The organism is Streptomyces sp. NBC_00154 (genome assembly GCF_026342835.1).
In the GTDB taxonomy this organism is placed as follows: Bacteria; Actinomycetota; Actinomycetes; order Streptomycetales; family Streptomycetaceae; genus Streptomyces.
In genome coordinates, this window is sequence record NZ_JAPEMI010000001.1 from 7965049 (window position 1) to 7987140 (window position 22092).

The 22092-nt window shown below is 68.3% G+C and carries 21 protein-coding genes and 1 pseudogene; 5 read left to right on the plus strand and 17 right to left on the minus strand.

Annotation, left to right across the window (positions count from 1 at the left end; translation table 11 throughout):
* Nucleotides 1–60: 60 nt before the first annotated feature.
* The 11 genes from OHA03_RS36165 to aroA form a co-directional block, all read right to left on the minus strand.
* Complete coding sequence (locus tag OHA03_RS36165) at nucleotides 61–1308, minus strand: acetyl-CoA carboxylase biotin carboxylase subunit family protein (protein ID WP_267007833.1); 1248 nt, start codon at nucleotides 1306–1308, stop codon at nucleotides 61–63.
* 11 nt (nucleotides 1309–1319) lie between these two features.
* Nucleotides 1320–2501: an acetyl-CoA carboxylase biotin carboxylase subunit family protein gene (locus tag OHA03_RS36170; RefSeq protein ID WP_267007834.1), complete on the minus strand. Its 1182-nt coding sequence runs from the start codon at nucleotides 2499–2501 to the stop codon at nucleotides 1320–1322.
* A complete protein-coding gene (locus OHA03_RS36175) occupies nucleotides 2501–3628 on the minus strand; it encodes a GNAT family N-acetyltransferase (RefSeq protein WP_267007835.1) in 1128 nt (375 codons plus the stop codon). Before OHA03_RS36175 ends, OHA03_RS36170 begins: the two co-directional genes overlap by 1 nt.
* Before the next feature lie 10 nt (nucleotides 3629–3638).
* A complete protein-coding gene (locus tag OHA03_RS36180; RefSeq protein WP_267007836.1) occupies nucleotides 3639–4907 on the minus strand; it encodes an acetyl-CoA carboxylase biotin carboxylase subunit family protein in 1269 nt (422 codons plus the stop codon).
* 42 nt (nucleotides 4908–4949) lie between these two features.
* Nucleotides 4950–5297, minus strand: a complete 348-nt coding sequence (locus OHA03_RS36185; protein ID WP_267007837.1) for a carboxymuconolactone decarboxylase family protein — start codon at nucleotides 5295–5297, stop codon at nucleotides 4950–4952.
* Nucleotides 5298–5336: 39 nt separating this feature from the next.
* Nucleotides 5337–6566 (minus strand): M28 family metallopeptidase, encoded by a 1230-nt coding sequence (locus OHA03_RS36190; RefSeq protein WP_267007838.1) that lies wholly within the window; start codon nucleotides 6564–6566, stop codon nucleotides 5337–5339.
* Nucleotides 6567–6577: 11 nt separating this feature from the next.
* Nucleotides 6578–6754, minus strand: a complete 177-nt coding sequence (locus OHA03_RS36195) for a hypothetical protein (protein ID WP_267007839.1) — start codon at nucleotides 6752–6754, stop codon at nucleotides 6578–6580.
* A gap of 85 nt (nucleotides 6755–6839) precedes the next feature.
* Nucleotides 6840–7868: an inorganic phosphate transporter gene (locus tag OHA03_RS36200; RefSeq protein WP_267007840.1), complete on the minus strand. Its 1029-nt coding sequence runs from the start codon at nucleotides 7866–7868 to the stop codon at nucleotides 6840–6842.
* Between the two features lie 60 nt (nucleotides 7869–7928).
* Nucleotides 7929–8621 (minus strand): hypothetical protein, encoded by a 693-nt coding sequence (locus OHA03_RS36205; RefSeq protein ID WP_267007841.1) that lies wholly within the window; start codon nucleotides 8619–8621, stop codon nucleotides 7929–7931.
* Between the two features lie 62 nt (nucleotides 8622–8683).
* Complete coding sequence (gene gpmI, locus OHA03_RS36210; RefSeq protein WP_267007842.1) at nucleotides 8684–10207, minus strand: 2,3-bisphosphoglycerate-independent phosphoglycerate mutase; 1524 nt, start codon at nucleotides 10205–10207, stop codon at nucleotides 8684–8686.
* On the minus strand, nucleotides 10204–11502 hold the full coding sequence (aroA, locus tag OHA03_RS36215) for a 3-phosphoshikimate 1-carboxyvinyltransferase (protein ID WP_267007843.1): 1299 nt from the start codon (nucleotides 11500–11502) through the stop codon (nucleotides 10204–10206). The genes gpmI and aroA overlap by 4 nt, the downstream gene beginning before the upstream one ends.
* A gap of 242 nt (nucleotides 11503–11744) precedes the next feature.
* On the opposite strand from aroA, the gene OHA03_RS36220 reads away from it, so the two are divergent.
* Complete coding sequence (locus OHA03_RS36220; RefSeq protein WP_267007844.1) at nucleotides 11745–12821, plus strand: helix-turn-helix transcriptional regulator; 1077 nt, start codon at nucleotides 11745–11747, stop codon at nucleotides 12819–12821.
* Nucleotides 12822–12945: 124 nt separating this feature from the next.
* Here the strand turns inward: OHA03_RS36220 and OHA03_RS36225 are convergent.
* The 4 genes and pseudogenes from OHA03_RS36225 to OHA03_RS36240 form a co-directional block, all read right to left on the minus strand.
* Nucleotides 12946–13065, minus strand: a pseudogene (locus OHA03_RS36225) (IS701 family transposase); the annotation flags it as partial.
* A gap of 29 nt (nucleotides 13066–13094) precedes the next feature.
* Nucleotides 13095–13409 carry a GNAT family N-acetyltransferase gene (locus OHA03_RS36230; protein WP_267007845.1) on the minus strand — a complete coding sequence of 105 codons (315 nt, stop codon included), beginning with the start codon at nucleotides 13407–13409 and terminating at the stop codon, nucleotides 13095–13097.
* A gap of 474 nt (nucleotides 13410–13883) precedes the next feature.
* Nucleotides 13884–14261, minus strand: a complete 378-nt coding sequence (locus OHA03_RS36235) for a helix-turn-helix transcriptional regulator (RefSeq protein WP_267007846.1) — start codon at nucleotides 14259–14261, stop codon at nucleotides 13884–13886.
* Between the two features lie 177 nt (nucleotides 14262–14438).
* Nucleotides 14439–16772 carry a molybdopterin-dependent oxidoreductase gene (locus OHA03_RS36240; RefSeq protein WP_267008277.1) on the minus strand — a complete coding sequence of 778 codons (2334 nt, stop codon included), beginning with the start codon at nucleotides 16770–16772 and terminating at the stop codon, nucleotides 14439–14441.
* Between the two features lie 389 nt (nucleotides 16773–17161).
* On the opposite strand from OHA03_RS36240, the gene OHA03_RS36245 reads away from it, so the two are divergent.
* From OHA03_RS36245 to OHA03_RS36255, 3 genes are all read left to right on the plus strand, one after another.
* Nucleotides 17162–17875 carry a hypothetical protein gene (locus OHA03_RS36245; protein ID WP_267007847.1) on the plus strand — a complete coding sequence of 238 codons (714 nt, stop codon included), beginning with the start codon at nucleotides 17162–17164 and terminating at the stop codon, nucleotides 17873–17875.
* 150 nt (nucleotides 17876–18025) lie between these two features.
* A complete protein-coding gene (locus tag OHA03_RS36250) occupies nucleotides 18026–18751 on the plus strand; it encodes a YcnI family protein (RefSeq protein ID WP_267007848.1) in 726 nt (241 codons plus the stop codon).
* A 19-nt stretch (nucleotides 18752–18770) separates the two neighbouring features.
* Nucleotides 18771–20618 carry a copper resistance CopC/CopD family protein gene (locus OHA03_RS36255; protein ID WP_267007849.1) on the plus strand — a complete coding sequence of 616 codons (1848 nt, stop codon included), beginning with the start codon at nucleotides 18771–18773 and terminating at the stop codon, nucleotides 20616–20618.
* Here the strand turns inward: OHA03_RS36255 and OHA03_RS36260 are convergent.
* Nucleotides 20605–21042, minus strand: a complete 438-nt coding sequence (locus tag OHA03_RS36260) for an arsenate reductase ArsC (protein ID WP_267007850.1) — start codon at nucleotides 21040–21042, stop codon at nucleotides 20605–20607. The genes OHA03_RS36255 and OHA03_RS36260 overlap by 14 nt on opposite strands.
* A 144-nt stretch (nucleotides 21043–21186) precedes the next feature.
* Between OHA03_RS36260 and OHA03_RS36265 the strand changes: the two genes are divergently transcribed.
* A complete protein-coding gene (locus OHA03_RS36265; RefSeq protein ID WP_267007851.1) occupies nucleotides 21187–21498 on the plus strand; it encodes a helix-turn-helix transcriptional regulator in 312 nt (103 codons plus the stop codon).
* 121 nt (nucleotides 21499–21619) lie between these two features.
* Here the strand turns inward: OHA03_RS36265 and OHA03_RS36270 are convergent, their stop codons facing one another.
* Complete coding sequence (locus OHA03_RS36270) at nucleotides 21620–22042, minus strand: arsenate reductase ArsC (protein WP_267007852.1); 423 nt, start codon at nucleotides 22040–22042, stop codon at nucleotides 21620–21622.
* Nucleotides 22043–22092 lie beyond the last annotated feature (50 nt).

Below are 22092 nucleotides of genomic sequence, written 5' to 3' on the forward strand. Positions count from 1 at the left end.
CAAAATTATCGAATCACGTTGTCTGGTGGTCGTCAAGAAGTTGGCCACAAGCGCCAGTTGCTAGCAGCAGGAGGTGTGCGCCCGGTCCACGGATGCGTCGCTGACCGGCTCGTCGACCAAGCGGATCGCGAGCTGGTCCATGACCGTGGCGTAGTCGCGTTCGAGCTGCTCAGGGCTGTCGCCGGCCAGGACGATGCGGCCGAAGGCCCCGCCGCGCGGGTGCCCGATCTCCAGGACCGCGTCGCCCGGCTTGACGTCGAACTCGATGAACGGCGCAACGGCCGATTCCAGGCCCGTCAGGGAGGCGGCGGCCTTCGGGTTGTAGTCGATGCGCCCTGCCGCGTCGAAGACGACGCTGCGATACAGCCCGTAGGCGGCCTGGGGGGTCTGGGGGGTGCTCTCGCGTCCCAGAGCGGCTTCGGTGGCGATCAGGCTGGGCTCGTAGCCGGTGGTGGACAGAATCATTTCCACCGCCTGTCCGCCGGGCACACGCGGATTGATCTCGCCGGCGCGCCATCCGTCGGCGGTGAGCATGAACTGCAAGGCAGCAACCCAGTCGTCGAGTCCGACGGCGGCCAGGGCCCTGTCGGTGAGCTCTTCGAGCTCGGCCAGCTGCTCGGCCGGCAGGCGGCTGGGGAAGTGCCCACCGACCTTGACGAACGTCGGCGGCGGACCGACCTCTCCTTCAACGACCCACACCACATGGGTGCGGCCGCCGACGCGTGCTGCGAACACGCCGATCTCAGGCCCGGTCAGGAACTCCTCGATGAGGGCGCTGTCCCGGCCGGTGGCCAGGATGTCAGCGACGGCCTGGCGGACGTCCTGCTCGTTGTCGCAGTACTTCAGGCCCGCGGCACTGGAGGCGTCCCGGGGCTTGACGACGACCGGCAGTGCCAGGTCCGCCGCGGCTGCGGCGCCTTCGTCGGCGGTGGCGACGACGCGATGGCTGGCGACCGGGACACCAGCCTCGGTGAGCAGGCCGTGCGTGGCTGCCTTGTCGATGCAGTTGCGGGCGGCCTGCTCGGTGATGCCATGGGGCAGTTGAAGGCGCTCACGCAGGATGCCCGCAAGGGGCACCAGCCGCTCGACACCGGTGACGACGGCGTCGATGGGCTGGGCGGCATGGGCCTGGGCGACCTGGTCGGCGACCTTGGCCCAGTCGTCGAAGTCGACTTCGAGCGGGTAGTCGGCCAGCATGACCTGCTCGAAGGTCATGTCTTCTTCGGCGAAGACGACGTCGTAGTCGGTCTGTTCCTTCAACTGCTGCACGGTGCGCTGACCGCTCAGGACGAGCACTCGCTTGGGCACGGGACCATCACCTACAGGATGTCTGGCTCGACACGGGGTCGGAGCGATTCGAGGATGGAGCGGTATCTGTTCTCCAGCACCGCGGGGTCGTCGCCGTAGACGACGATGCGGCCGTAGCTGCCGCCTTGGGGGTCAGTGATCCCCAGGACGCTGTCGCCGCTTTCGACATCCAGCGTCAGATCGGGCGTGGCGAGGCTGTCGGCGTCGAAGCGTGCCAGGCCCGGGCTGTCGAAGGTCACGCAGCGGTAGAGCACGCGTGTGGCGCTTGCCGGGCCGCGGGTGACGTTCCTGCCGAGGGCGATCTCGGCAGCGGCGCGGGTGAGATCGATCCCGGAGACGCGCTCGGTAGCCGCACACAGCTGCCCGCCGGGCGGCCGGGCTGCGACGTTGATGAGGACCGGTCCTTCGTCATCGATGCGTACCTGGGTGTGCGCGACGCTGTGGTCGAAGCCGAGGACGGCCAGGGCACGGGTGACGAAGTCGGCCAACTCGCTTTCCCGGGCGGCGGACAGGCCGCTGGGAAAGTCGTAGCCGGTCTCGGCCTGGCGCGGGCCAGGGCCGACGTGCTGGGCGAGGATGCTGACGACCTCGGTGGTCCCGTGCGAGGTGAGGGTCTGGATCGCGTACTCGGCCCCCAGCACGTAGCGCTCCACGATGAGCGGCACGGGGCCGAGGGCGGCGACCGCGCGGGCGACGTCGCCGGCGGTGTGGCACAGCAGGCTTCCGCGGCCGCCGGAGCCGGTGAGCTTCTTGACGACCACCGGCAGCCCCAGCCGCTGTGCGGCGGGCAGCGCATCTTCGGGGTCGGTGGCCGGAAGGTGGTCGGGGACACGGATTCCTGCGCTGGCCAGGACCATGCGCATGCGGCTCTTGTCGTGGCAGTTCATCGCGGCGCTCAGCGCAAGACCGCGCGTGTCCAGACGGGCGGCGAGGTAACTGGCCAGTGGCAGGTGGGCGTCGTAGACGCTGAAGACACCGTCGAGGGGACGACTGTCGTGCAACCAGCGCAGGGCCGCTTCCGTGCCGGCCCAGTCGTCCAGGTCCACGTCGAGAGGCACATCGACCAGGCAGGCCAGGTCCAGGGGAGCGGGGTCGGCGAGGAAGACGGAACGGACCTGTAGACGGCCCAGGACATCGACCACGCGGCGTCCGGAGATGCAGGCCACGCTCTGGCGGGTGTCGGTGGTTGTCATCAGCAGCACCGCCGGGCCATGTCGAGCTGCTCGTCCGATCCCTGGCAGCGCTCCTCCAGCCGTCGGCAGGCTGCGTGAAGAACTGCGGCATCGCGCCGGTCCGCCGCCTTCAGCGCCAGGTACAACGGGACGGGTCTGGCTCCCAGACGTCGCTTCTGCCCAGCGTTGGCGCGCCCCAGGTCCACGGTGGTCACGGGCGAGTTCACGGCGCTCTCAATGAGGCGGACCGCCATGGTGCGGTAGGGGGTGAATCTGCTGAGCCGCGCCGTGTCCAGGCCTGCCAGCCACGCCGACCACGTCGCTTCGAACTGCCATCCCACGAAGACGGCAACGGTCTGCTGGTGTGCGTCCACGGCTGTGATGGTGCGCTCGAAGGGCGCCAAGCGCGCGTGCAGGGCCTGCAAAAAGCCGTCGGGCAGCACATCGGTGGGCGTATTGCGGTCCTGCAGGAGCGAGTGCACCAGACGCACGAGGGTGTCGGTGTCGGGGCTCTGCTCGAAGAGAGTGAACTCGCGCTCGGTGCCACGGCGTTCCTGCCCGAGCTTGCGGCGGTACCGGCTGGTGCTGAAAGCCCAGTAGTCCTCCACGCTCGGCACATCGGTTGCGCACTGGTACGAGGTGGTGATGTGAGCGGTGGCGTAACCGTCGCGCATCAGCTGTCCGGTCAGCGGGCCTGCCGGGGCATTGGCGACGGCCCAGGCCCAGGCACCGCTGTCATGCGCGCTGGCTTCCAACCCGGCCAGCAAAGAGATGCGGGCACTTTCGTGGCCCGCCACTGCCAGGGGACCCCCTTCAAGGGCCGCGAGACTGTGGGCCATCAGGACGGGGCCGGGCAGACGGAGCTCGGCAAGGTCGGCAAGGTAAGCCAGGCGAGGACAGTCGTTGACAAGATAGGCGGGGCAGATGGCGACGAGGTCGTCTCCGTCGTAGGCCAGCAGGTGATGGGCTTCGAAGTCGCCGGGCGGGAAGTCCTCAAAGGCCGCCAGCCAGTGCCACGTGTGGAAGATACTGCCGCCGGCGCCGGCGACGACACGATTCCAGGCTTCGGGGTCGACAGCGTGAATCGTCGACACGACATCGATCCGGTGATCGCCTGACACTTTGACAGCAGGGTCGGTGATAGTCATCTAGGGCACCTCAGCAGCACGATTTGTATTCGCGGCTGTCCACGCCCACCCAGTCCAGGCCGTGATTGCCGACGACCTGCAGGCTGAGAGTCTCGCGGATACTCCGCTCGGCGCGGTCCAGTTCTTCCGGCGAGTCGCCGAAGACCACGATGCGTCCGTAGACGCCGCCCTCCGGATGGTCCTTGGGCAAGACAGGTTCACCCGGGGCGACTTCGATCTCGACGATCGGGGCCTTCGGGCCCGGCACCGGTGCCCACTCGTTGTAGAGGACAGTGCCGGCGGTGTCGAAGGTGATGCTGCTGTAGCGGGCGAAAGGAAGCGCTGTGCCAGGCTCTGCGGGAGGCAGACCCAGCGCGAGCCGGGTGACGGCCTCGGTCATATCGACACCGCTGATGGCCGTGGTCATCTCCACCAGCCGGCCCCCTGGCCGACGGGCGTTTACCTCAATGATGCGGAACCCACGGGCATCGCGACGGATCTGGGTGTGACTGACCCAGTCCCGCACGCCCAGCGCCGGCAGCGCGCGCTGCATGAGCTGCTCGAGCTCGCCCAGGTCGCTCTCACTCAGGCCGCTGGGGTGGTCGTAACCGAGTTCCACGAAGACGGGCGGCTCGGTCATCCGCTGCCGAAAGACACTCAGGACACGGGTGTCAGCGTCATGCGTGATGGTCTGGACAGCGAATTCCGGACCGTCGATGTACTCCTCGACCAAGGCGCCGGACATCGTGCCGGGCGGCGCCTCGAGCAACGCATTCACAGCGCCGATGACCTCCGCGTCGCTGGTGCAGCGGCGCACGCCGAAGGCCCCGGCGCCGTCACGCGGCTTCACGATGACCGGGAAACCGATGCCATGGGCAGCCGCCACCGCCTCGTCCGCATCCGCGACGAGAGCGAACTGGGGTACGGGCAGGCCTGCTTGGGTCAGAGCGGTGCGGGTGCGCCACTTGTCGCGGCAATTGAGCGCGGCCTCCTCGCTCAGCCCCTTCGGCGTGCTGCACAGGCTCTGGGTGAGATGGGCCATCAGCGGCAGGCGGGGCTCGGTGTGCGTGAGCACTGCCGCGGGAGGCGTGTCGCCGAGGTCGTTGCGGATCGCCTCGGCCACCGCTGCCCAGTCGTTGACGTCGACGTCGATGGGGACGTCGACCCACGGCATGCAGTGCCAGGGCACCTGCTCGTCCAGCAGGACGACGCGGTAGCCCAGGTCGCGCAGGACGGTGAATTCGCGTTCGCTGCGGCCGCCGAGGACGACGACCGTACCCGCGCTGGTGGTGTCAGTCACTGCCACGGTCCTCCGGGGGGTTGAGTGTGAGGAGGGAGGTGGTCAGCAGCACGTGTTGGCCTTCTTGGCGGCTGCCGCAACGGCCTGGACCGCGGGGCGCTGCAGGGCGTCGAGTTTCATCGCCTCGACGATCCCGGCGACCTGGCCTATTTCCTCGTTCTTCAGGCCGAGCTGCTTGGCGGTGGCCAGGAAGGCGCGGACGGTCTCCTCGCGGTCCTGCATGAGAGCGGCGGTCAGGGCGACAGCGGCGCGGGTCTTGGCATCGAGGGCATCGTGGTCGAAGACGGCTCCGAAGAACTCCTGGTAGCTCTTGGAGAAGGCAGCGTGGTTCTCGCCGATGGCGGGGGCGAGCTGTATGAGCTGGGTGGAGACGGACTGCTGGGCGGCCATTGCGGGACTCCTTGAATACGAGGTGGCGGTAAGAGAGGTTCAGGGCTGGGTGAGCCGGTAGATCGTGGCCAGGACCAGTTGGCCGGCCTTGCGCAGCGCGTCGGGATCGATCCGCTCGACGGCGTCGAGGGGGGAGTGGTAGTGCGCGGCGCCGAGACCGATGCCGGCAGCAGCGAACCCGGCTTGGGCGTAGCGGCGGTTGTCGGAGGAGACCGGTGCCGCGTACAGGGGGATGCGCAGTTGGCGCCCGGAGGCGTCGAGGGCGGCGATGAGGGACTTCGGCTGCGGGTCGGCGGGGCCGAGTTCGATGGCAACCTTGCCGTTGAACTTGCCGGCCATATCGACGTTGAGGACGTCAGGGGTGAGGCTTTGGCCGGTGAGCTGCTTGGCGTGGTGGCGGGAGCCGAGGGTGCCCAGTTCTTCCGCGTCGACCAGGGCGAAGATGACGGGCCGGGGCAGGGGTGCTGCCTGGCTGAGCACGCGGGCAGCTTCGCACAGGACGGCGGTGCCGCTGGCGTTGTCGCCGGCGCAGGGGAAGTGGAGTTCGGGGTCGGACCCGACGCCGTCGTAGTGCGCGGTGAGCAGGACAGGCCGTGCATCCGGGTTGCTGCCAGGCAGGGTAGCGATGATGTTCGTTCCCGTGGCGGGCTCGCGCAGCAGTTGCACGTGCGCGGTCAGTTCGCCGCCGACGGCGGCAGACAGCAGATCGGGCCGGACGGCGACGACGGGCAGCTCCACGGGCGCAGCGCCTTGGACGCGTTTGGTCAGGAACCCTGAGCCGTCGGCGTTCTGCGGGGTGAGGATGCCGACTGCGCCCCGGTTGGTGAGCTGGGCGGCGAGGTCGGCGAATGCGTCACCTTGCGGCACCTCCAGCAGTGCCGCCCACTGACCCGCGGTGGCGTCCTCGGCTGCGGCCACGGTTCCGGTGACGGGCGCGGGCATGGGCCCGGAGCGGGGATGCTCGGCGTATTCGGCGCGGTGCACCAGGCTGCGGCTGAGCATGGGGCCGTCGGCGTGGCAGGTCGGCTGTTCGGCCAGACGCATTACCTCGCGGATGGGGAAAGCGTCCAGACGGGGCGTCAGGCCGTAGGAGGCCAGGACGTCCTCGAGGAGACGGGTGGCCCGGTCATGTCCGGCGCTGCCCAGGGAGCGGCCGGACATGACCGGCGTGCACAGGGCGGTGACCGTGGCCAGGGCGCGCGCCTCGTCGAAGACGTCGGCCAAGGCCTGCGCGGCGGCGTGCGCCGGGCTCTGGGCGGTGTCGGTCATCTGGGGTGTTCTCAGCTCTCGTTGGCGGGTTCGCCGCAGCAGCCGCCGTTCTGGCCGCCGGGCACGGATCCGGCGGCGTCGGCGGGTTCGCCGCAGCAGCCGCTCTGCAGCGTTCCTGCGGTGGCGGTCGGGTCGGTGATGAAGCCACCGACGGTCTCTTCTGCGGTCTCGCTGGATTCCGTGGTCATGGCTGACGTCCTCCCGAGGATCTCTCTGATTCGAAATCTCTTTACTTATACGAGTATCGAATCAGAGAGATCGTCGTGTCAATGCTCAGGCGAGAAGCCAGTACGACAGGGCGGCGACGGCGAACCCGAACGGCGGGGTGGCCAGCCACGCGATGGCGAAGTCGCGCAGCGTCTTGCGCTTGATGCGGCCCAAGTCCTTGCCGACCGTGCCGGAGATGGCGCCGACCGAGACGTGGGTGGTCGACATCGGCATGCCGCGGAAGGCCCCGAGACCTACCAGCAGGGCGGTGGTGAGATTGGCGGTGAAGCCGTCCACGTGGGTCAGCTCATCCACGCAGCTGGTGAGCGACTTGGCGACCCTGGCGCCGGCGAGGAGCCCGCCGATGGCCATGACCGCCGTGACAGCGAACAGCAGCCGCTGCGGGGTCCAGCCGCCCAACAGGGCGAAGGAACCGATCGCGACAATCTTCGGGGCGTCATTGAGGCCGCGGGCGAAGCTGGTGAAACCGCTGGTCGCCCAGTGCAGGGCACTGACCGTCTTCACGTTACGTTCGGAGGCCTGCATCTCGGCCACGGCTGCCGTGCCCGGGCCGACACCGGCGGTGGCCCGAAGTTTCTCCTGGCGGCGCCGCTCCGCGCTTGCGGCGATGCCCTTGCCGATCCAGGTCAGGACAGCGGAGACCAGGTAGGCCACGAACACGCTCAGCAGAAGCGGCAGCACTACCTTGTTGACCAGGACGTCCCAGTGGACCTGACTGCGGGCGAAGATGACGCCCGCCCCAAGCAGCGATCCGACGAGGGCATGGGTGGTGGACACCGGCAGCTTGAGCACGGTGGCCAGGGCCACCCAGGCGCAGGTGCCGATCAGGACGGCCACGGCGAACTCTGCGGTAGGGGCCGCGGAGACGATCTCCTTGGAGAACAGCGAGGTGAGCTTCGCGGCGAAGCTCAAGGAGACCAGACAGCCGATGGCCGTGGTCAGGGTGCCCCACCACACGGCGGTGCGGATGTTGGCAACACCTGCACCGGCGAGGGTGGCTACGCCCTTGGGGACGTCGTTTGCGCCGTTGGCCGCGGCCAGGGCGAGAACGAGGATGAATACGAGTACTTCCATGGAAGGGACTCCGATGGGCTGAAGTGAGCTGCTGGCGGACAGTTCGGGTGGTTCAGCTCGTCAGAGGGACTGCTGGCTGCGTCTGGTGACCGCGGCCAGGAACGCCTCTATGAGGGGGTGCACATCGGCAGGGCTGGAGGACAGCTCGGGCTGGAACAGCGTGCCGATGAAGAACGGGTGGTCGGGCAGTTCGATGGCCCGCGGAGCCTTCTCCGAGTCCCAGCCGCTGATGTGCAGGGAGCTGGCGAGGATCGCGTCCACGTAGGCCGGGTTGAGGCCGTACTTGCAGTGATAGGTCTCCACCGTGGACTCGCAGCCCGGGTAGACGGAGGCCAGGCGGCTGCCGGGACTGAAGTGCAGCGGCGCGGTCTCCCCGACCAGGGAGCAGGACAGCGGCACGATCAGCGGAGTCCCGGCGTCGGCGTCGTACTGGACGTCCTCCGCGTCATGGATCCCCAGCACGTTGCGGGTGTACTCGATCAGAGCGTGCTGGAATCCGCCGCAGGTGCCCAGGTAAGGAATGTCGCGGGTGCGGGCGGTGCGGATGGCGTGCAGGACGTTTGACTGGTCCGCGTACGGTGATCCGGGCACGACCCAGATACCGTCGTAGTCAGCGATCACCTCGGTGACAGTGGCGCTGGGCAGCCAGTCGACCTCGACGCCGAAGTGCGGGATGAGCTCGTGGAGCTTGCCGTGGGCCGGTACTCGGTCGCTTCGGTCGCCAACGAGGGCGAGCCGGGGGCGAGCGGTCACGGGTGGACCTCCTTCCGAAGAGAGTTGGGAGTACTACGGGGTGCGCGGGGCGCTCGGACACGTCACCACAGTGGCCGGCCGGTCATGGCCGGGGCGGATGCGAGCCCGAGAAGAGCCAGCACGCTGGGCGCGATGTCGGCGAGCGTGGCCGGTCCGGAAGGCCGGCCCACGTCCTGGTCCTCGGCGGGCACGAGCACCGCGGGCACGGGGTTGGTGGTGTGGCCGCCGTACGGACTCGGCCGGGTGATGCCGTCGGAGTCGGTGAGCATTTTCTCGGCGTTGCCGTGGTCACCGACCAGCAGGACCCACCGCCCGGTGGCGCGGGCGGTGTCGCAGATGGTTTCGACGGCGCGATCAGTGTGCTCCGCTGCCTGGCGGGTGGCGTCGAAGTGGCCGGTGTGGCCCACGACATCGATGTTGGCGAGGTTGGCGACCACCAGGGGGACGTCGTCGCGGCGGGCCGCGGCGCAGACCGCCTCAGTGACCAGGTTCAGGTTCATCGCGGGCCGGGACCGGTAGTCCGTCGGCACCTCGCCCGTGATCTTGATGTGTTCCTCGACGGGCAGGGGCGTCGAATCGCGCCCGTTGAGGTAGTAGGTGACGTGCTCGAACTTTTCGGCCTCGGCTATGCGCACCGACCGCACGCCGTGGGCGGCGAGCTGCGCGGCGAGCCCCCCGCCGGCGTCGGCCCGGTGGACCAGCGCCGGGATGTCGGCCTGTGTGTCGTACTGGGCCAGGCTCAGCAGGGTGACCTGCCGCTCGGCGAGGTGGGTGTGCAGGAAGTCGGCGAGCTGCTGGATACGGTCACTGCGGAAGTTGGTGAACAGGATGGCGTCACCGTCTTGAACCGGTCCACTGGGCCGGCCGTTCTCGTCCGTGACCACACACGCCGGTACCCACTCGTCGCCCCGCTGCGTGAGTTCCAGTGCGTCCTGCGGCTCGTCGATCGGCTCTCCCACACCGTCCATGACTGCGCGGGCAGCCTGTTCGGTCAGTTTCAGGTCCCCGCTCTTGTCCAGCGCGTAGCCGCGGCCGGTGACGGTCACGATGTCGCCGACGCCGACTTCGGCCGCGTACTTGGCGACAATGCCGAGGTAGGCGGCTGCAGTGTGGTCGGAGACATCGCGGCCGTCGGTGATGGCGTGGATGCGGACCTGAGGAACCGAGAACAGTGCCGCGACGCGCAGCAGTTCCTGCAGATGGTGCACGTTGGCGTGGATCATACCGTCCGAGCACAGCCCCACCAGGTGCAACGCCTTGCCGGTGTCGGCGAGGCGGGAGCACACCTCGCTCAGGGCCGCGTGCGAGCGCAACTGCCCGCTGTCGATCTGCTCCTGGACCAGGACGCTGTCGTACGGCACGGGCCGTCCGGCGCCGATCACCATGTGCCCGATCTCGGAGTTGCCGACCGTTTCCGGCAGCAGGCCAACGGCCGCACCGGAGGCGTCGGCGAGGGTGGCCGGGCAAGTGGCGCGTAGCCGGTCGAGGTAGGGAGTCGCGGCAGCGGTCAGGGCGTTGGCATTGCTGGGCTCTGCGTGGCCCCAGCCGTCAAGTACCAGGAGAATGCCTGGCATTGGGGCGGTCATATGGTGCTGGTGGTGCCGTTGTGGAGGGAGTCGAGGGTCTTCCAGAAGGTCGGGAAGGACTTGGCGACACAGCCCGGGTCCTTGATGACGACACCCTCGGTGCGCAGCCCGGCGATGGCGAAGCACATGGCGATGCGGTGGTCGTCATAGGTGTCGATCACGGCGCCCTTCGGGGTGCCGCCGGTGATCGTCATCGCGTCAGGGTGCTCTTCGACGGTGATGCCCATCTTGCGCAGTTCGGTGGTGACGGCCGCGATGCGGTCGCACTCCTTGATGCGCAGGCTGGCGATGTTGCTGATGTGCGTGGTGCCCTGGGCGAACGCGGCGACAACAGCAAGGGTGGGGACGACGTCCGGCATCGCCTCCATGTCGATGTCGATGCCGTGCAGGTCTCCGCCGGACAGGGTGATGGAGGTGTCGGTGACCTCGGCGGTACATCCCATGCGGACCAGGGCTTCCACGAGGCCGACGTCGCCCTGCTTGGAGTCCTTGCCGATGCCCGGGATGGTGACCGTGCCGCCCAGAACGGCGGCTGCAGCGAGGAAGTAGGACATGCCGGAGGCGTCGGGCTCCACGGTGACGGTGCCCCCGCGCAGCTTCTGGCCGGCGGCCACGGTGAAGCGGGTGTAGCCCTCCCGCTTGACGGTGACGCCCATCTCGGCCAGCGCCGCGATGGTCATCTCGACGTAAGGCTTGGAGACCAGATCGTCGGTGATCACGACCTCGGTGTCCTGTTCGGCGCGAGTGGCGTTGATCAGGAGGCTGGAGGTGAACTGGGAGCTGACCGCGCCGCTGATGCGCGTAGACCCGCCGCGGAAACTGGGACCGGTGACCTTGATGGGCGGGCTGCCGTTGCCGCGCACCGCCTCGGCAGTGACCCCCAGCCCGGGCAGGGCGTCGAGCAGTGAGCCCATGGGCCGCTCCTGCATGCGCTTGGTGCCGGTCAGCACGGTCGTGCCGTCGGCGTGGCCGGCCATGGCGATCAGGAAGCGGATCGGGGTGCCCGCGGCGCCGACATAGACCTCCTCTGCGGGGCCGCGCATCGGTTCGCCGGTCGGGGTGACGGTGATCCGCTCGGCAGCGGCATCGACATCCACGCTGACGTGACCGAACTGCCGCAGGGCGTTGGCGAGGTACTGCGTGTCGTCGCAGACCAGTGCGCCTTCGATCGTTGTCGCCTGCCCCGAGAGGGCAGCGATCGCCAGGTAGCGGTTGGAGTAGCTCTTGGAACCGAGGACCTTCACCTGCTTGCTGAAGGTGTCCAGCAGCCGGATGGTGACATTTTCGGCCTTCATACGCGGATCAGTTTCAAGCGAGCTCAATGTCGTCTCCCCATCATCGTGGCGTGGCGGCGCCGGTAGTGACCGGGAAGAGACTGCGAGGCGATCAAGGGTTGAGGAAAGTCCTTCATGAGGCAGCAAGTTGCATGGCAACTTGCTGCCAGAATCGGTCACTTGAGGGCATCGGATGGGACGTCAAATGTCCAACTACCGTGCTATCTTCAAGAAATTCAATTCAGCAGCACACTGGGGGGCAGATGTCGCAGCCGCTGGGATTGGACGAAGTGGCCCACGCGATCTACCGGTTCGCGCTCAACCAGCCGGGCTGCCGTCTCGAGGACCTCCTGCGCCACTACGACGCCCCGGACGAGTCAGTCCGCAAGAGCGTGGACCGGCTCCTGGAGCTCGCTTTGCTCCGCCCGGTCTCAGGCACCCTGGTTCCCACTCGCCCACCGCTGGCCCTGCGCACCCTGCTGCAGCGCCAGCAGTCGGAGCTGCTGCGACAGCAGCAGGAGTTCTCTCAGATCAAGGACGCCGTGGACCGGCTTGCCGAGGAGTACGAGTACGCGCAGGCCCCTGGCGCACGCGCCGGCTGGGAGCGCCTCGAGACTCCCGCAGCGATCCACGCCCGCATGGAGCGTTTGGCCGGCAAGACCCGTATCGAGTGCCTGTCGCTGCTGCCCGCCGACACCAACACGGCCGAAGCCCTGCACGCCCGACGCCCGCTGGACCAGCACATGATCGAACGCGGCGTATCCGTGTGGAGCGTCCACCTCGAGAGCGTCTACAACGACCGCACCACCCTCGCCTATGCCCGATGGCTGGCCCAGATCGGTGGAGGCGTGGGAACCGTTCCAACCCTTCCGCTCTGGCTGCGCATCTACGACCGCACCACCGCGCTACTTTCCATCGACCCCGAGGACCCCGCCGCCGGCGCGGTCGAGGTCACTGGAGCAGGCTTCCTCACCGGTCTTGTCGCACTGTTCGAACGTCTATGGGCGGTCACAACACCCTTGGACGCGGGTGAATGCCCCGACACCGACGAGCCGACCCCCATCGAACGAGAACTACTGCGCCTCATGGGTCAGGGCCTGACCGACGAAGCCGTCTGCAAGAAGCTCGGCGTCGGCCTGCGCACCGTACGCCGCATGATCGCCGAACTGATGGACCGTCTGGGCGCCCGCAGTCGCTTCGAAGCCGGAGCCAACGCGGTCGACCGCGGCTGGCTGCGCCCCTGCCCGTGCAGCGGCGACCGCCCTCTGCGCGAAAAGGACGAGAAGGCCCCGCCGGTGGGGTCGGCCAGAACGACCGCTCTGGACGGTGTACTGGTGTAGGTCACGTCGTTCCAGCCCTGGTCGTTTACGGCCCGAGGGCGATGCCGTCTTGTATGCCATCGCTTCCGTCGCCACGAGACGGTGGCGTCCAGAAGGCCTGGCGGTGACGCTCCATCACGTAGCCGCGCACGTCGTCGGCGTCCCACTTGGCCCGCCCCAGCGGGTGCTGCATGCCGTCCGGAGTGGACTCTCTTACCCACTCGGCGATGGTCCAGCAGTACTTGCGTGGCAGGTCCGAGAGGAGTCACCGGCCCCACTTGCAAGATCGCAAAACTAGACCTTGATCCAGTAACGTCGCACGGCGCCGAGTTCGGTGTCTCGGACGTCTTCGAGGACGCCGCCGTGGTTCGTGATCGTCTTCACTGAGGCAATGTTGTCGACCTCGCAGATGATCAGCACCCGGTCCAGACCGAGTGCCCGCGCCTCGTCGAGCATCCGGCCCAGCACCCAGGTGGCCAGGCCGCGTCGGCGCGAGGATGGCCGGATGCCGTAGCCGATGTGGCCAAACTGCAGCACAAAGTCGTTGAGCCCGTGCTGCAGCGCGATCCCACCGAGCACCCGGTCGCCCTCGACGATCCATCGATACATGCAACTCACCCGGCCGGCCTCCGCTTGCTCCGGCGAATCCGACTCGTCGACCAGCCGCGAACCCGGCCGGCGAGTCGACCTCGTCGGACGGCAGCAGCCCGAAACCGTCCTCGTGGACGCCGGGACCCCACTCGTCACGTGCCTCGAACCAGGCGGAGTGCAGGCGGGCGGCGGGCGCGATCAGTTCGGGCATACGGCGACGAGACAAATCTAGACGATCTGGATCTGCAGCTGAGTATTAGGGGAGAACGCCCGGGGTTTTGTCGCTGTTGAGGCCAGGGCATGCGAGGGCGGCGATCACGGGGGCGCGGGCCCGCGTCGGCCAGCCGGGGCGTCGTGGTGGCGGTTGCGGCGGCTGAGGGTGAGGAGGACCCGAGGCAGGCGCTGCGACAGTCGGTGAAGCGCCCAGCCATTGGGGCCTTCTTCCGCACTCAGTAGTGCAGCGAAGAGCCAGGAGCGGTGCGTTGGCGTGGATCAGCTGCAGGGGGTGGTCGTCAGCACGCCGGGTACGGCGAGCACGTCGGAGAGCATGCTCAAGTTGTTGCGTTGCAGGCTGTAGTAGACCCAGGTGCCGCGGCGGTCGGAGGTGACCAGGCCTGCTTCCCGAAGGATCTTGAGGTGGTAGGAGATTGTCGGCGCCGACAGATCGAAGGGGTCTGTGAGGTCACAGACACAGACTTCGCCGTCGTCGGTTGCGGACGCGATCATCGACAGTAGGCGCAACCGGACAGAGTCACCGAGCGCTTTGAACATCTTGGCCATGTCCGCTGCGCGCTCGGCTTCGAGCGGTGCGGCCGCCACGGGTATGCAGCAGGACACGGCCGGGGCCTCTGAGGCTTCGACCTTTGACATTCTTCTAGTTTTACAGTTGTCGAATCTTTATGCAACTGGCCTGAAGAACTCCGTCTTGGCCGAATTTATCCCCTTCTTTTGGTTGGTGGCCCTGCCTCCGCGCAGTTGGGGTGTTTCTGGCGGAGGCAGGGCAGTCGCCTGGCGGGGCTTCTTGCGGGAAAGCGCCGCCAGGCTGGCTCAGGCGGGTGCCTTGCTGACGCGGCAGGCGAAGCATTTGTAGGCCTGCTGCCCGGAGAGGTTGTCGTAGTAGCGGTCGTCGACCAGGGTGTTGGCCGCTTCGTAGCGCGGGTCGTCGAACTGGTCAGCGACCTTCTGGGCCGGGCCGAAGGTGTTGGGGAGGAAGACCGTGTCCTCGCGAATGCCCGGCCAATACAAGGCGGTGGCGGTGACCTTGCCGCGGGGGCTTTCGACGAGGACCTCGTCGCGGTCGCCGATGCCAAGGCGGCGGGCGGTGTCGGGGTGGATCTGCAGGAGGCGGATGCCGTTGAGCTGTTCGCCGGTGGGGGTCCAGTGGGTGACGGACGCGAAGTGGACGACGCTGGGACGGCCAGTCATGCCCATGAGCGGATAGTCGCGGTGCACCCTTCCGTCACCCTTCACGCCGAGCTGTACCGGGTGCGTCAGTGCCTGCGGGTTGATGGGGCTGGCGATGAAGCCCTTCTCGTAGGCGAGCGTGGGGTGGGAGCCGGTGACTTCGGGGTGGGTGTAGAAGCTGGGCAGCGCGGCGTGTCCGGCGGTCGCGAGCTGCTTGTCGAGCGCGTCGGTGAAGATTTCGATCTTGCCGCTCGGAGTGAGGAAGCGCTGCCCCTTCTTCCCGCCGAGGGACTCGGCGGCCTCGTACCAGGAGGGGTGGTCTTGGTACAGGGCGCTGACGCCGGGATGTTCGGGGGTGGGGCAGGGCCAGCGCAGGGGTTCGGTGCGCTCCTGCATGCGCTTTTGGGTCATGCCGCCCATGCCCGGGGTGTGCTTGACGAACTCGGCCCACAGTGTGGGGTAGTCCTTCCAGGCCGGTGGGAAGGCGTCGGCCCAGTACGAGGCGGGCTTGCGGCGGTCGTTGCGTGCGAAGGCGTGGGCCAGGTCGATCCAGATCTCCCAGTCCGGCTTGGAGTGGCCGGTGCGGGCGACTGCGGCTTCCTGCCAGCGGATGGCACGGTCGTCGCGGCGCATGTAGACGCCTTCGAACTCCAGAGCGGCGCTGACGGGGAGGACGACGTCGGCGTAGTAGGCGGCCTCCTCCATGAACAGGCCTGTGTAGACGTAGAAGTCGAGGTTGCGGAAGGCCTCTTTGACCTTCTCGGTGTTGGCTGAGGAGATGAGCGGGTTGCCCTGGGTGATGACGGCCTTGAGCTGGTAGGGCTTGCCGGTGAGGATCGATTCGGCGAAGTAGTCGGGGCCTACGGGCAGCGCCTGGGTCAGGTCTGGTGTCTTGACCGCCAGTTCGGGCAGGTGCAGGTCGCCCGGCCAGGTGTTGTGCATGAAGTTGCAGCCGGAGCCGAGCTTGCCGATGTTGCCGGTGACGGCGGCAAGGAACGTAAGGACCCGGTAGGTGTCGAAGGCGCCGAGCTGATGGGAGATTCCGGCGTTGCAGAAGATGGCGGCCGACTTGGCGCCGGCGTAGTCGCGTGCCAGGCGGCGGATGGTGGCGGCGGGAACTCCAGTGACGGAGGCGGCCCACTGGGGGGTGTAGCCGGACGCTGCCATGTGGGTTTTGAGTTCGGCGAAGCCGAGCACCCAGCGGTCGATGAAGGCCTTGTCGTACAGCTTTTCGTCGAGGATGTGGTGGAGCATGCCCAGGGCGAGGGCGAGATCGGTGTGGGGTTTGGGGGAGATCCATTCGTCGGCCTGGGCGCCGGTGGGGGTGCGGCGTGGGTCGACGACCACGAGCTTGGCCTTGGTCCGGGCGCGGCCGCGCAGGAGGTAGTCGAAGGTGACGGGGTGGGTCTCGGCCTGGTTGGTTCCGAGGAAGAGGAAATAGTCTGCCGAGCCGAGGTCGTCCTTGCCGGTGGCGCCGTCTGTTCCGTAGCCGTTGGTGAAGTTGCCGAGCCCGAAGGTGGTCTTGAGTGCGTTGCCGCCGGCGTCGTTGCAGACCGGTCCGACGTCGGTGTTGTTGGGACTGCCGAGCAGCGCGAAGAGACGGGCGACCAGGGAGCCGGTGCCGCGGGGCAGGCGTCCGGTGGTGCGGTTGGCGATGGATGCGGCCTGGCCGGTGTCGCGGAGTTTGAGTAGGCGCTGGGCGATGACGTCGAGGGCTTCGTCCCAGGTGGCTTCCCGGAAGGTGGAGTCGGTCGATCCCTTGCGGCCGCCTGTGCGGATGAGGGGCTTGGTCAACCGCAGGGGGCTGTAGACGAGTTCGGCCATCATGGGCGCCTTGACGCATAGGTTGCCCTGCTGGACCGGGTCGCCGGGACCGCCCTGGATGCTGATGATGCGGTCGGCGCGCATCCCGACGGAGATCGCGCAGTTGGAGTTACAGAACTGGCAGGCACTGGTGACGGTCCGGTCGGGCTGCATGGCCGCCGAACCCTCAGTGAAGTTCAACTGGCGTTCGCCTGAAGCCAGATCGCTGTGCGCGGCTGCCGTGCCGGTGCCCTCTTCGGCGGCCGCGGGCGGCGCCTTGACGAGCAGGGTGGCGCTCGTCAACGCGGCACCTTGGATCAGATGACGTCTGGAAAAATTGTTGCTCTTGGGCACGTCCGGCTCCCCCTGTGGTTGATCAGGCGGGCTGAGCGTAGAAGTGACCGCGACCTTCTGTCTAGAGACATATCTAATCAGCAGGCTAGGGTGGATGCCGTCACCCTCGATGCGCCACGAGGGCTGCTTCTCATGCACTTTGACGCTGCATCAGTCACAACTGCGGCACACGCGGGATCAGGTCTGCAGCAACGAAAGAGGGGGGTGGAATGCAGCCTGGTATACGTTCACGGCGCCGTGAACGGCAAGCCGGCCGGGCGTTGTTCCGGCCCTTCGCGCGCCGGGCCTGCGGCGACCGGCTGCTGCGTACCGTCGCGTTCACCACGGTGTGCGTGCTGCTGTCAGCCTGCGGTCACACGGTGGCCACAGGGATGACGCCGCCCGCCGGCGTCGTCGCGCTCGGCGCTGTGGCGGCCTCGGGTCTCATCGCGCCAGTCGCCGGACGACGCAAGTCCGTCGCGTTCAGCGCCGCTCTGCTGTCCCTCCTGCAGATCGGCCTGCATACATTCTTTACCGTCACTATGCCGTCCGCCGCGGCCGCGCACATGCCCATGGACGCCGCCGCGCATGCGGCGATGCCGATGCCGTCGGCGGGCCTGGCGGCCCTGATCCCGACGCTTCCCATGCTGTGCGGGCACATCGTGGCCGCAGCCTGCGCTGCCTGGGTGCTGCGCAGCGGGGACGCCGCGGTGGGGAGGATCTGCGCTCTGGCCGGCCCCTGCCTGAGCAGTGCCGCACTGGCGCTGATCCGGACGCTCTCGTGCCGGGTCCGGCCGCGGCCCTGCTGTCTGGGAGCGGTGGCACGGCTGCTGTGCTGCGCGCCGTGCTGGCGGGACCCGGACCCCACGGGTTGGACATCGGTGGCGCTGGCGCATGCGGTGACGCGGCGCGGACCTCCGGCCGGGGTGGCCGTCACCGTCTGACGCGACATCTGCCCCGTGCGCTGAGCCGGGTCACGCGTCGATGACCGCGCCGCCGTGTGCTGCGCGGAAACCACCCCTTGTCCTTTTGCCCCTCAGGCGCAGCCGGTGACGGCTGTGCGCGCGGGGCCGGTCACACCGGAGTGTCTTGCCATGCGTTCTTCTTCCCGTATCGGCGTCGTCGCCGCTGCCGCGGCCACGGGTGTCGTGCTGCTGTCGGCGCCTGCCTTCGCTCACGTATCCGTGCAGCCGGAAGGCGTGGCCGCCAAGGGCGGCTACGCCACAGTGAACTTCAAGGTCCCCAACGAACGGGACGACGCCTCCACCACCAAGGTCGAGGTCACCTTCCCCACGGAGCACCCCCTGGCGTCGGTCATGCCGCAGGCGGTCGCGGGCTGGGACATCAAGGTCACCAAGTCGAAGCTGGACAAGCCGCTGAAGATGCACGGCGAGAGCATCGACGTCGCGGTCAGCAAGGTCACCTGGACGGCCACCGACAAGGGCATTGAGCCGGGCTACTTCCAGAAGTTCCCCCTCTCGCTGGGGCAGCTGCCTGAGGACACCGACCAGCTCGTGTTCAAGGCGCTGCAGACCTACAGCAACAAGGAAGTCGTGCGGTGGATCGAGCCGCAGGCCGAGGGCCAGGAGGAACCAGAACATCCCGCGCCGGCCCTGCAGCTGTCCGCCGCCTCCGACGACCACCACGATGAGGCGGCCGCCGACCAGGCGTCAGCGTCCAAGGCCGGCACGAAGACGGCTGCCGCGGCAGACGACAGCAGTGACGGCACGGCACGCGGCCTGGGCATCGCGGGCATCGTCGTGGGCGCCGCCGGTGTCCTGTTCGGTGTCCTGTCGGGCCGTCGCCGCAGCCGCGCCTGATCAGGCCTAGGGAGTCTCGATGACGGTCACCGCTCCCCGCCTGCGCAGCTGGGCCTTTGTGGTCCTGGCTGTCGTGGGCCTGCTGCTGGGCAGCACCGCTCCGGCCGACGCCCACGCGGCGCTGACGAACAGCACGCCCGAGCAGGGAGCGGTGACCACCCAGGCCCCCGCCCGGGTCGTCCTGGTCTTCTCCGAGAAGGTCGCCCTCTCCAGCAGCGCCGTCCGCGTCCTTGATCCCGCCGGCCGGCGGGTGGACGACGCCAAGCCCCGCGCGCAGCACGGCACCACCTATGCGGTGGGGCTGCGCGGCAAGCTGGACCGCGGCACCTACACGGTGGTCTACCACGTGGTCTCCGCCGACAGCCATCCCGTTGCCGGTGCGTTCACCTTCTCCGTGGGCGCTCCCTCGAAGACGTCCGTGTCCGCTTCGAGTGCTGTTGCGAGCGCGGACTCCACGCCGGTCGGACGGGCCTATACAGCAGGCAGGTTCGGCGCCTACGCCGGACTCCTCCTGCTCGTCGGGGGCGTCTCGTTCCTGCTGGCGTGCTGGCCGCAGGGGCAGCGCCAGCGCCTGCTGCGCCGCGCCGTCGTGGCCGGGTGGGGTGTGGTGAGCGGCTGCAGCGCGGCGCTGCTGTTGATGCGAGGCGCCTACACCGGCTCTGGCCGCTTCGGTGAGATCGCCGACTGGTCACGACTGGTGCAGGCCGCGCAGACGAAGGCCGGCGTGATGCTGGGGGTGCGTTTGATCCTGCTGGCAGCTTGCGCGTTGGTCTGGTTCCTGTGGCTGTCGCCCCGGCAACGCCGCACCCGGCCGGTGGCGCTGATGGCTGGACGTAAGGACGCGTTGCTGAAGACGGGCGCGGCCGTGGTGGCCGTGGCACTGGCCGCGACCTGGGCCGGGGCGGAGCACGCTTCGACAGGACTGCAGTCAACGGTGGCGGTGCCGGTGGACGTGCTGCATCTGCTGGCCGCAGCAGTCTGGTTGGGCGGACTGTGCGTGCTGACGCTGGCTCTGTGGCGGACCCCCAAGCTTCCCGTGTCGGCGGTGACCCGGTTCTCACGGCTGGCGTTCACCAGCGTCGTGGTCCTCGCGGGAACCGGCCTCTACCAGTCCTGGCGGCAGGTGGGCTCCTTCTCCGCCCTTACTGGCACCCGCTACGGGCAGCTGCTGACGGCGAAGGTGGCTGCCGTGGGTCTGCTGCTGTGTCTTGCCTACTTCTCGCGGCGTTTCACAAGCCGCCTCGCTGTGTCGGAAGCAGTACCCGACACGGTTGCGGCACCGCCGCGGGTGGCGCAGGCCGTCCCCGCCCGGCACGGCCCGCCCACCCGAGCCGCCGAGACAGCGGGCCGGGAAAAGCCCCCTGCGCCCTCCCGGCAGGAAGGAGGCGGCCGGCCCGTACTGCGCCGGTGGGTGGCCGCGGAAGCCCTGGTCGGCGTATGCGTGCTTGCCATCACTACGGCCCTCACCTCCACCGAACCGGCCCGCACCCAGGAATCCTTGGCGTCTTCCCGTTCCGGCGCAGCCACTGCTCCGGCCGTCCAGATGGAGTTCGACACGCACGGCGCGCGCGGGCGCGGCACGGCGACCGTCGTGGTGGATCCCGGCCGCAGCGGCACGAACGCCGTGCATGTGTCGATCACGGAGCCCGGCGGCGCCATGCTCGACGTTCCCGAAGTGCAGGTCTCGCTGACCTCGAAAGCGCAGGGGATCGGTCCGCTGCGCGTGCCTGTGCGGCGGGCCTCCGCGGGCCACTGGACGATGTCGGGTTTCCAGGTGCCGGTGGCTGGCGTATGGGAGCTGGCGGTGACCGTACGGACGTCCGAGGTCGATCAGGTCACGGTGCGCAGACAGGTCAGCATCGGCTGAGGCCGGGGCTGACGTGGCGCAGGTCGATCTCGGCGATCAGGCCTTCCACACGTTCCTTGATGTCGTCGCGGACGCGGCGCACGAAGCTCAGGTCCTGGCCCGCCGGGTCGTCCAGCTGCCAGTCGAGGTAGGTCTTGCCGGGGAAGACCGGGCAGGTGTCACCGCAGCCCATGGTGATGACGTAGTCGGAGGCCTGGACCGCGTCCCGCGTCAGGACCTGGGGTGTGCGGCTGGCCAGGTCGATGCCGACTTCGCGCATCGCTTCCACGGCACGGGGGTTGATCTGGTCGGCCGGCAGGGTGCCGGCGGAGCGGACATCGATGCGTCCCTGGGAAATGTGGGTGAGCCAGGCGGCGGCCATCTGGGATCGGCCGGCGTTGTGGACGCACACGAACAGGACGGAGGTGCGGGGGGAGTCGGCCATGGCTGTTCCTTTGTGGTGCAAGCGGTGCTGGTGGTTCGGCGGGAGAAGATGGGTACGGCGGTCTCTCGGGCATTGACTGCCGAAGACAGGTGTGGGGCGGCCGATAAGTAGCTGCAGTGCCCCGGAGTGTGAGATTATCAGTACATGCTGACATCAGTCGACACTGACATTTTGCGTGTGCTCGCCGACCCTCTGCGTCTGCAGATCGTGACGCTGCTGGCACGCGAGGCGCTGTGCACGACCCACCTGGTCGAGGAGACCGGCGCGCGGCAGACCAATCTGTCCAACCATATGAAGGTGCTGCGCGAGGCCGGAGTCGTCGAGACCGAGCCGTGCGGGCGCTGGACGTACTACCGGCTGAAGCCCGAGGTCATGTCTGCGCTGTCTGCGCAGTTCGCCCAACTGGCCGCCGACGCCCAGGAGACGGCCGAGTCGGGACGCAAACGTTCCTGCTGAACGTGTGTCGCCTCGGCGATGGGAGCAGCCGGTACCGGGTTGGATGAGGGTCGATGCCGGGGCGCCCCGCCAGGCGGCCCCGGCACCGAGTTTCAGGGAGTGGCCGCATTGCGTATCTCGCTCACGGCTGCTCTTCGAGGGCGATCTCGGCGAGGAGGCCCTCGACCAGCGCCTTGATCTCGTCACGGATGGGGCGGACCCCGCCCACGTCCCGCCCGGCGGGGTCGTCGAGCTTCCAGTCGAGGTAGCGCTTGCCGGGGAAGACGGGACAGGTGTCGCCACAGCCCATCGTGATGCAGACGTCGGACTCCTTGACCGCGTCCACCGTGAGGGCCTTGGGGGCTTCGGCGGAGATGTCGATGCCGACCTCGGCCATCGCGGCGACCGCGGCGGGTTCCACTTCGGCGCCGGGGTCGGTGCCCGCGGAACGGACCTCGACGCGGTCTCCTGCCAGGTGGGTGAGCCAGGCGGCGGCCATCTGGGATCGTCCGGCGTTGTGGACGCACACGAACAGGACGGACGGCTTGCCGGAGGGTTTGGTCATGGTGATCGTCTCTTTCGCTCACGGCGGCATCATCCACCCATGACATCACT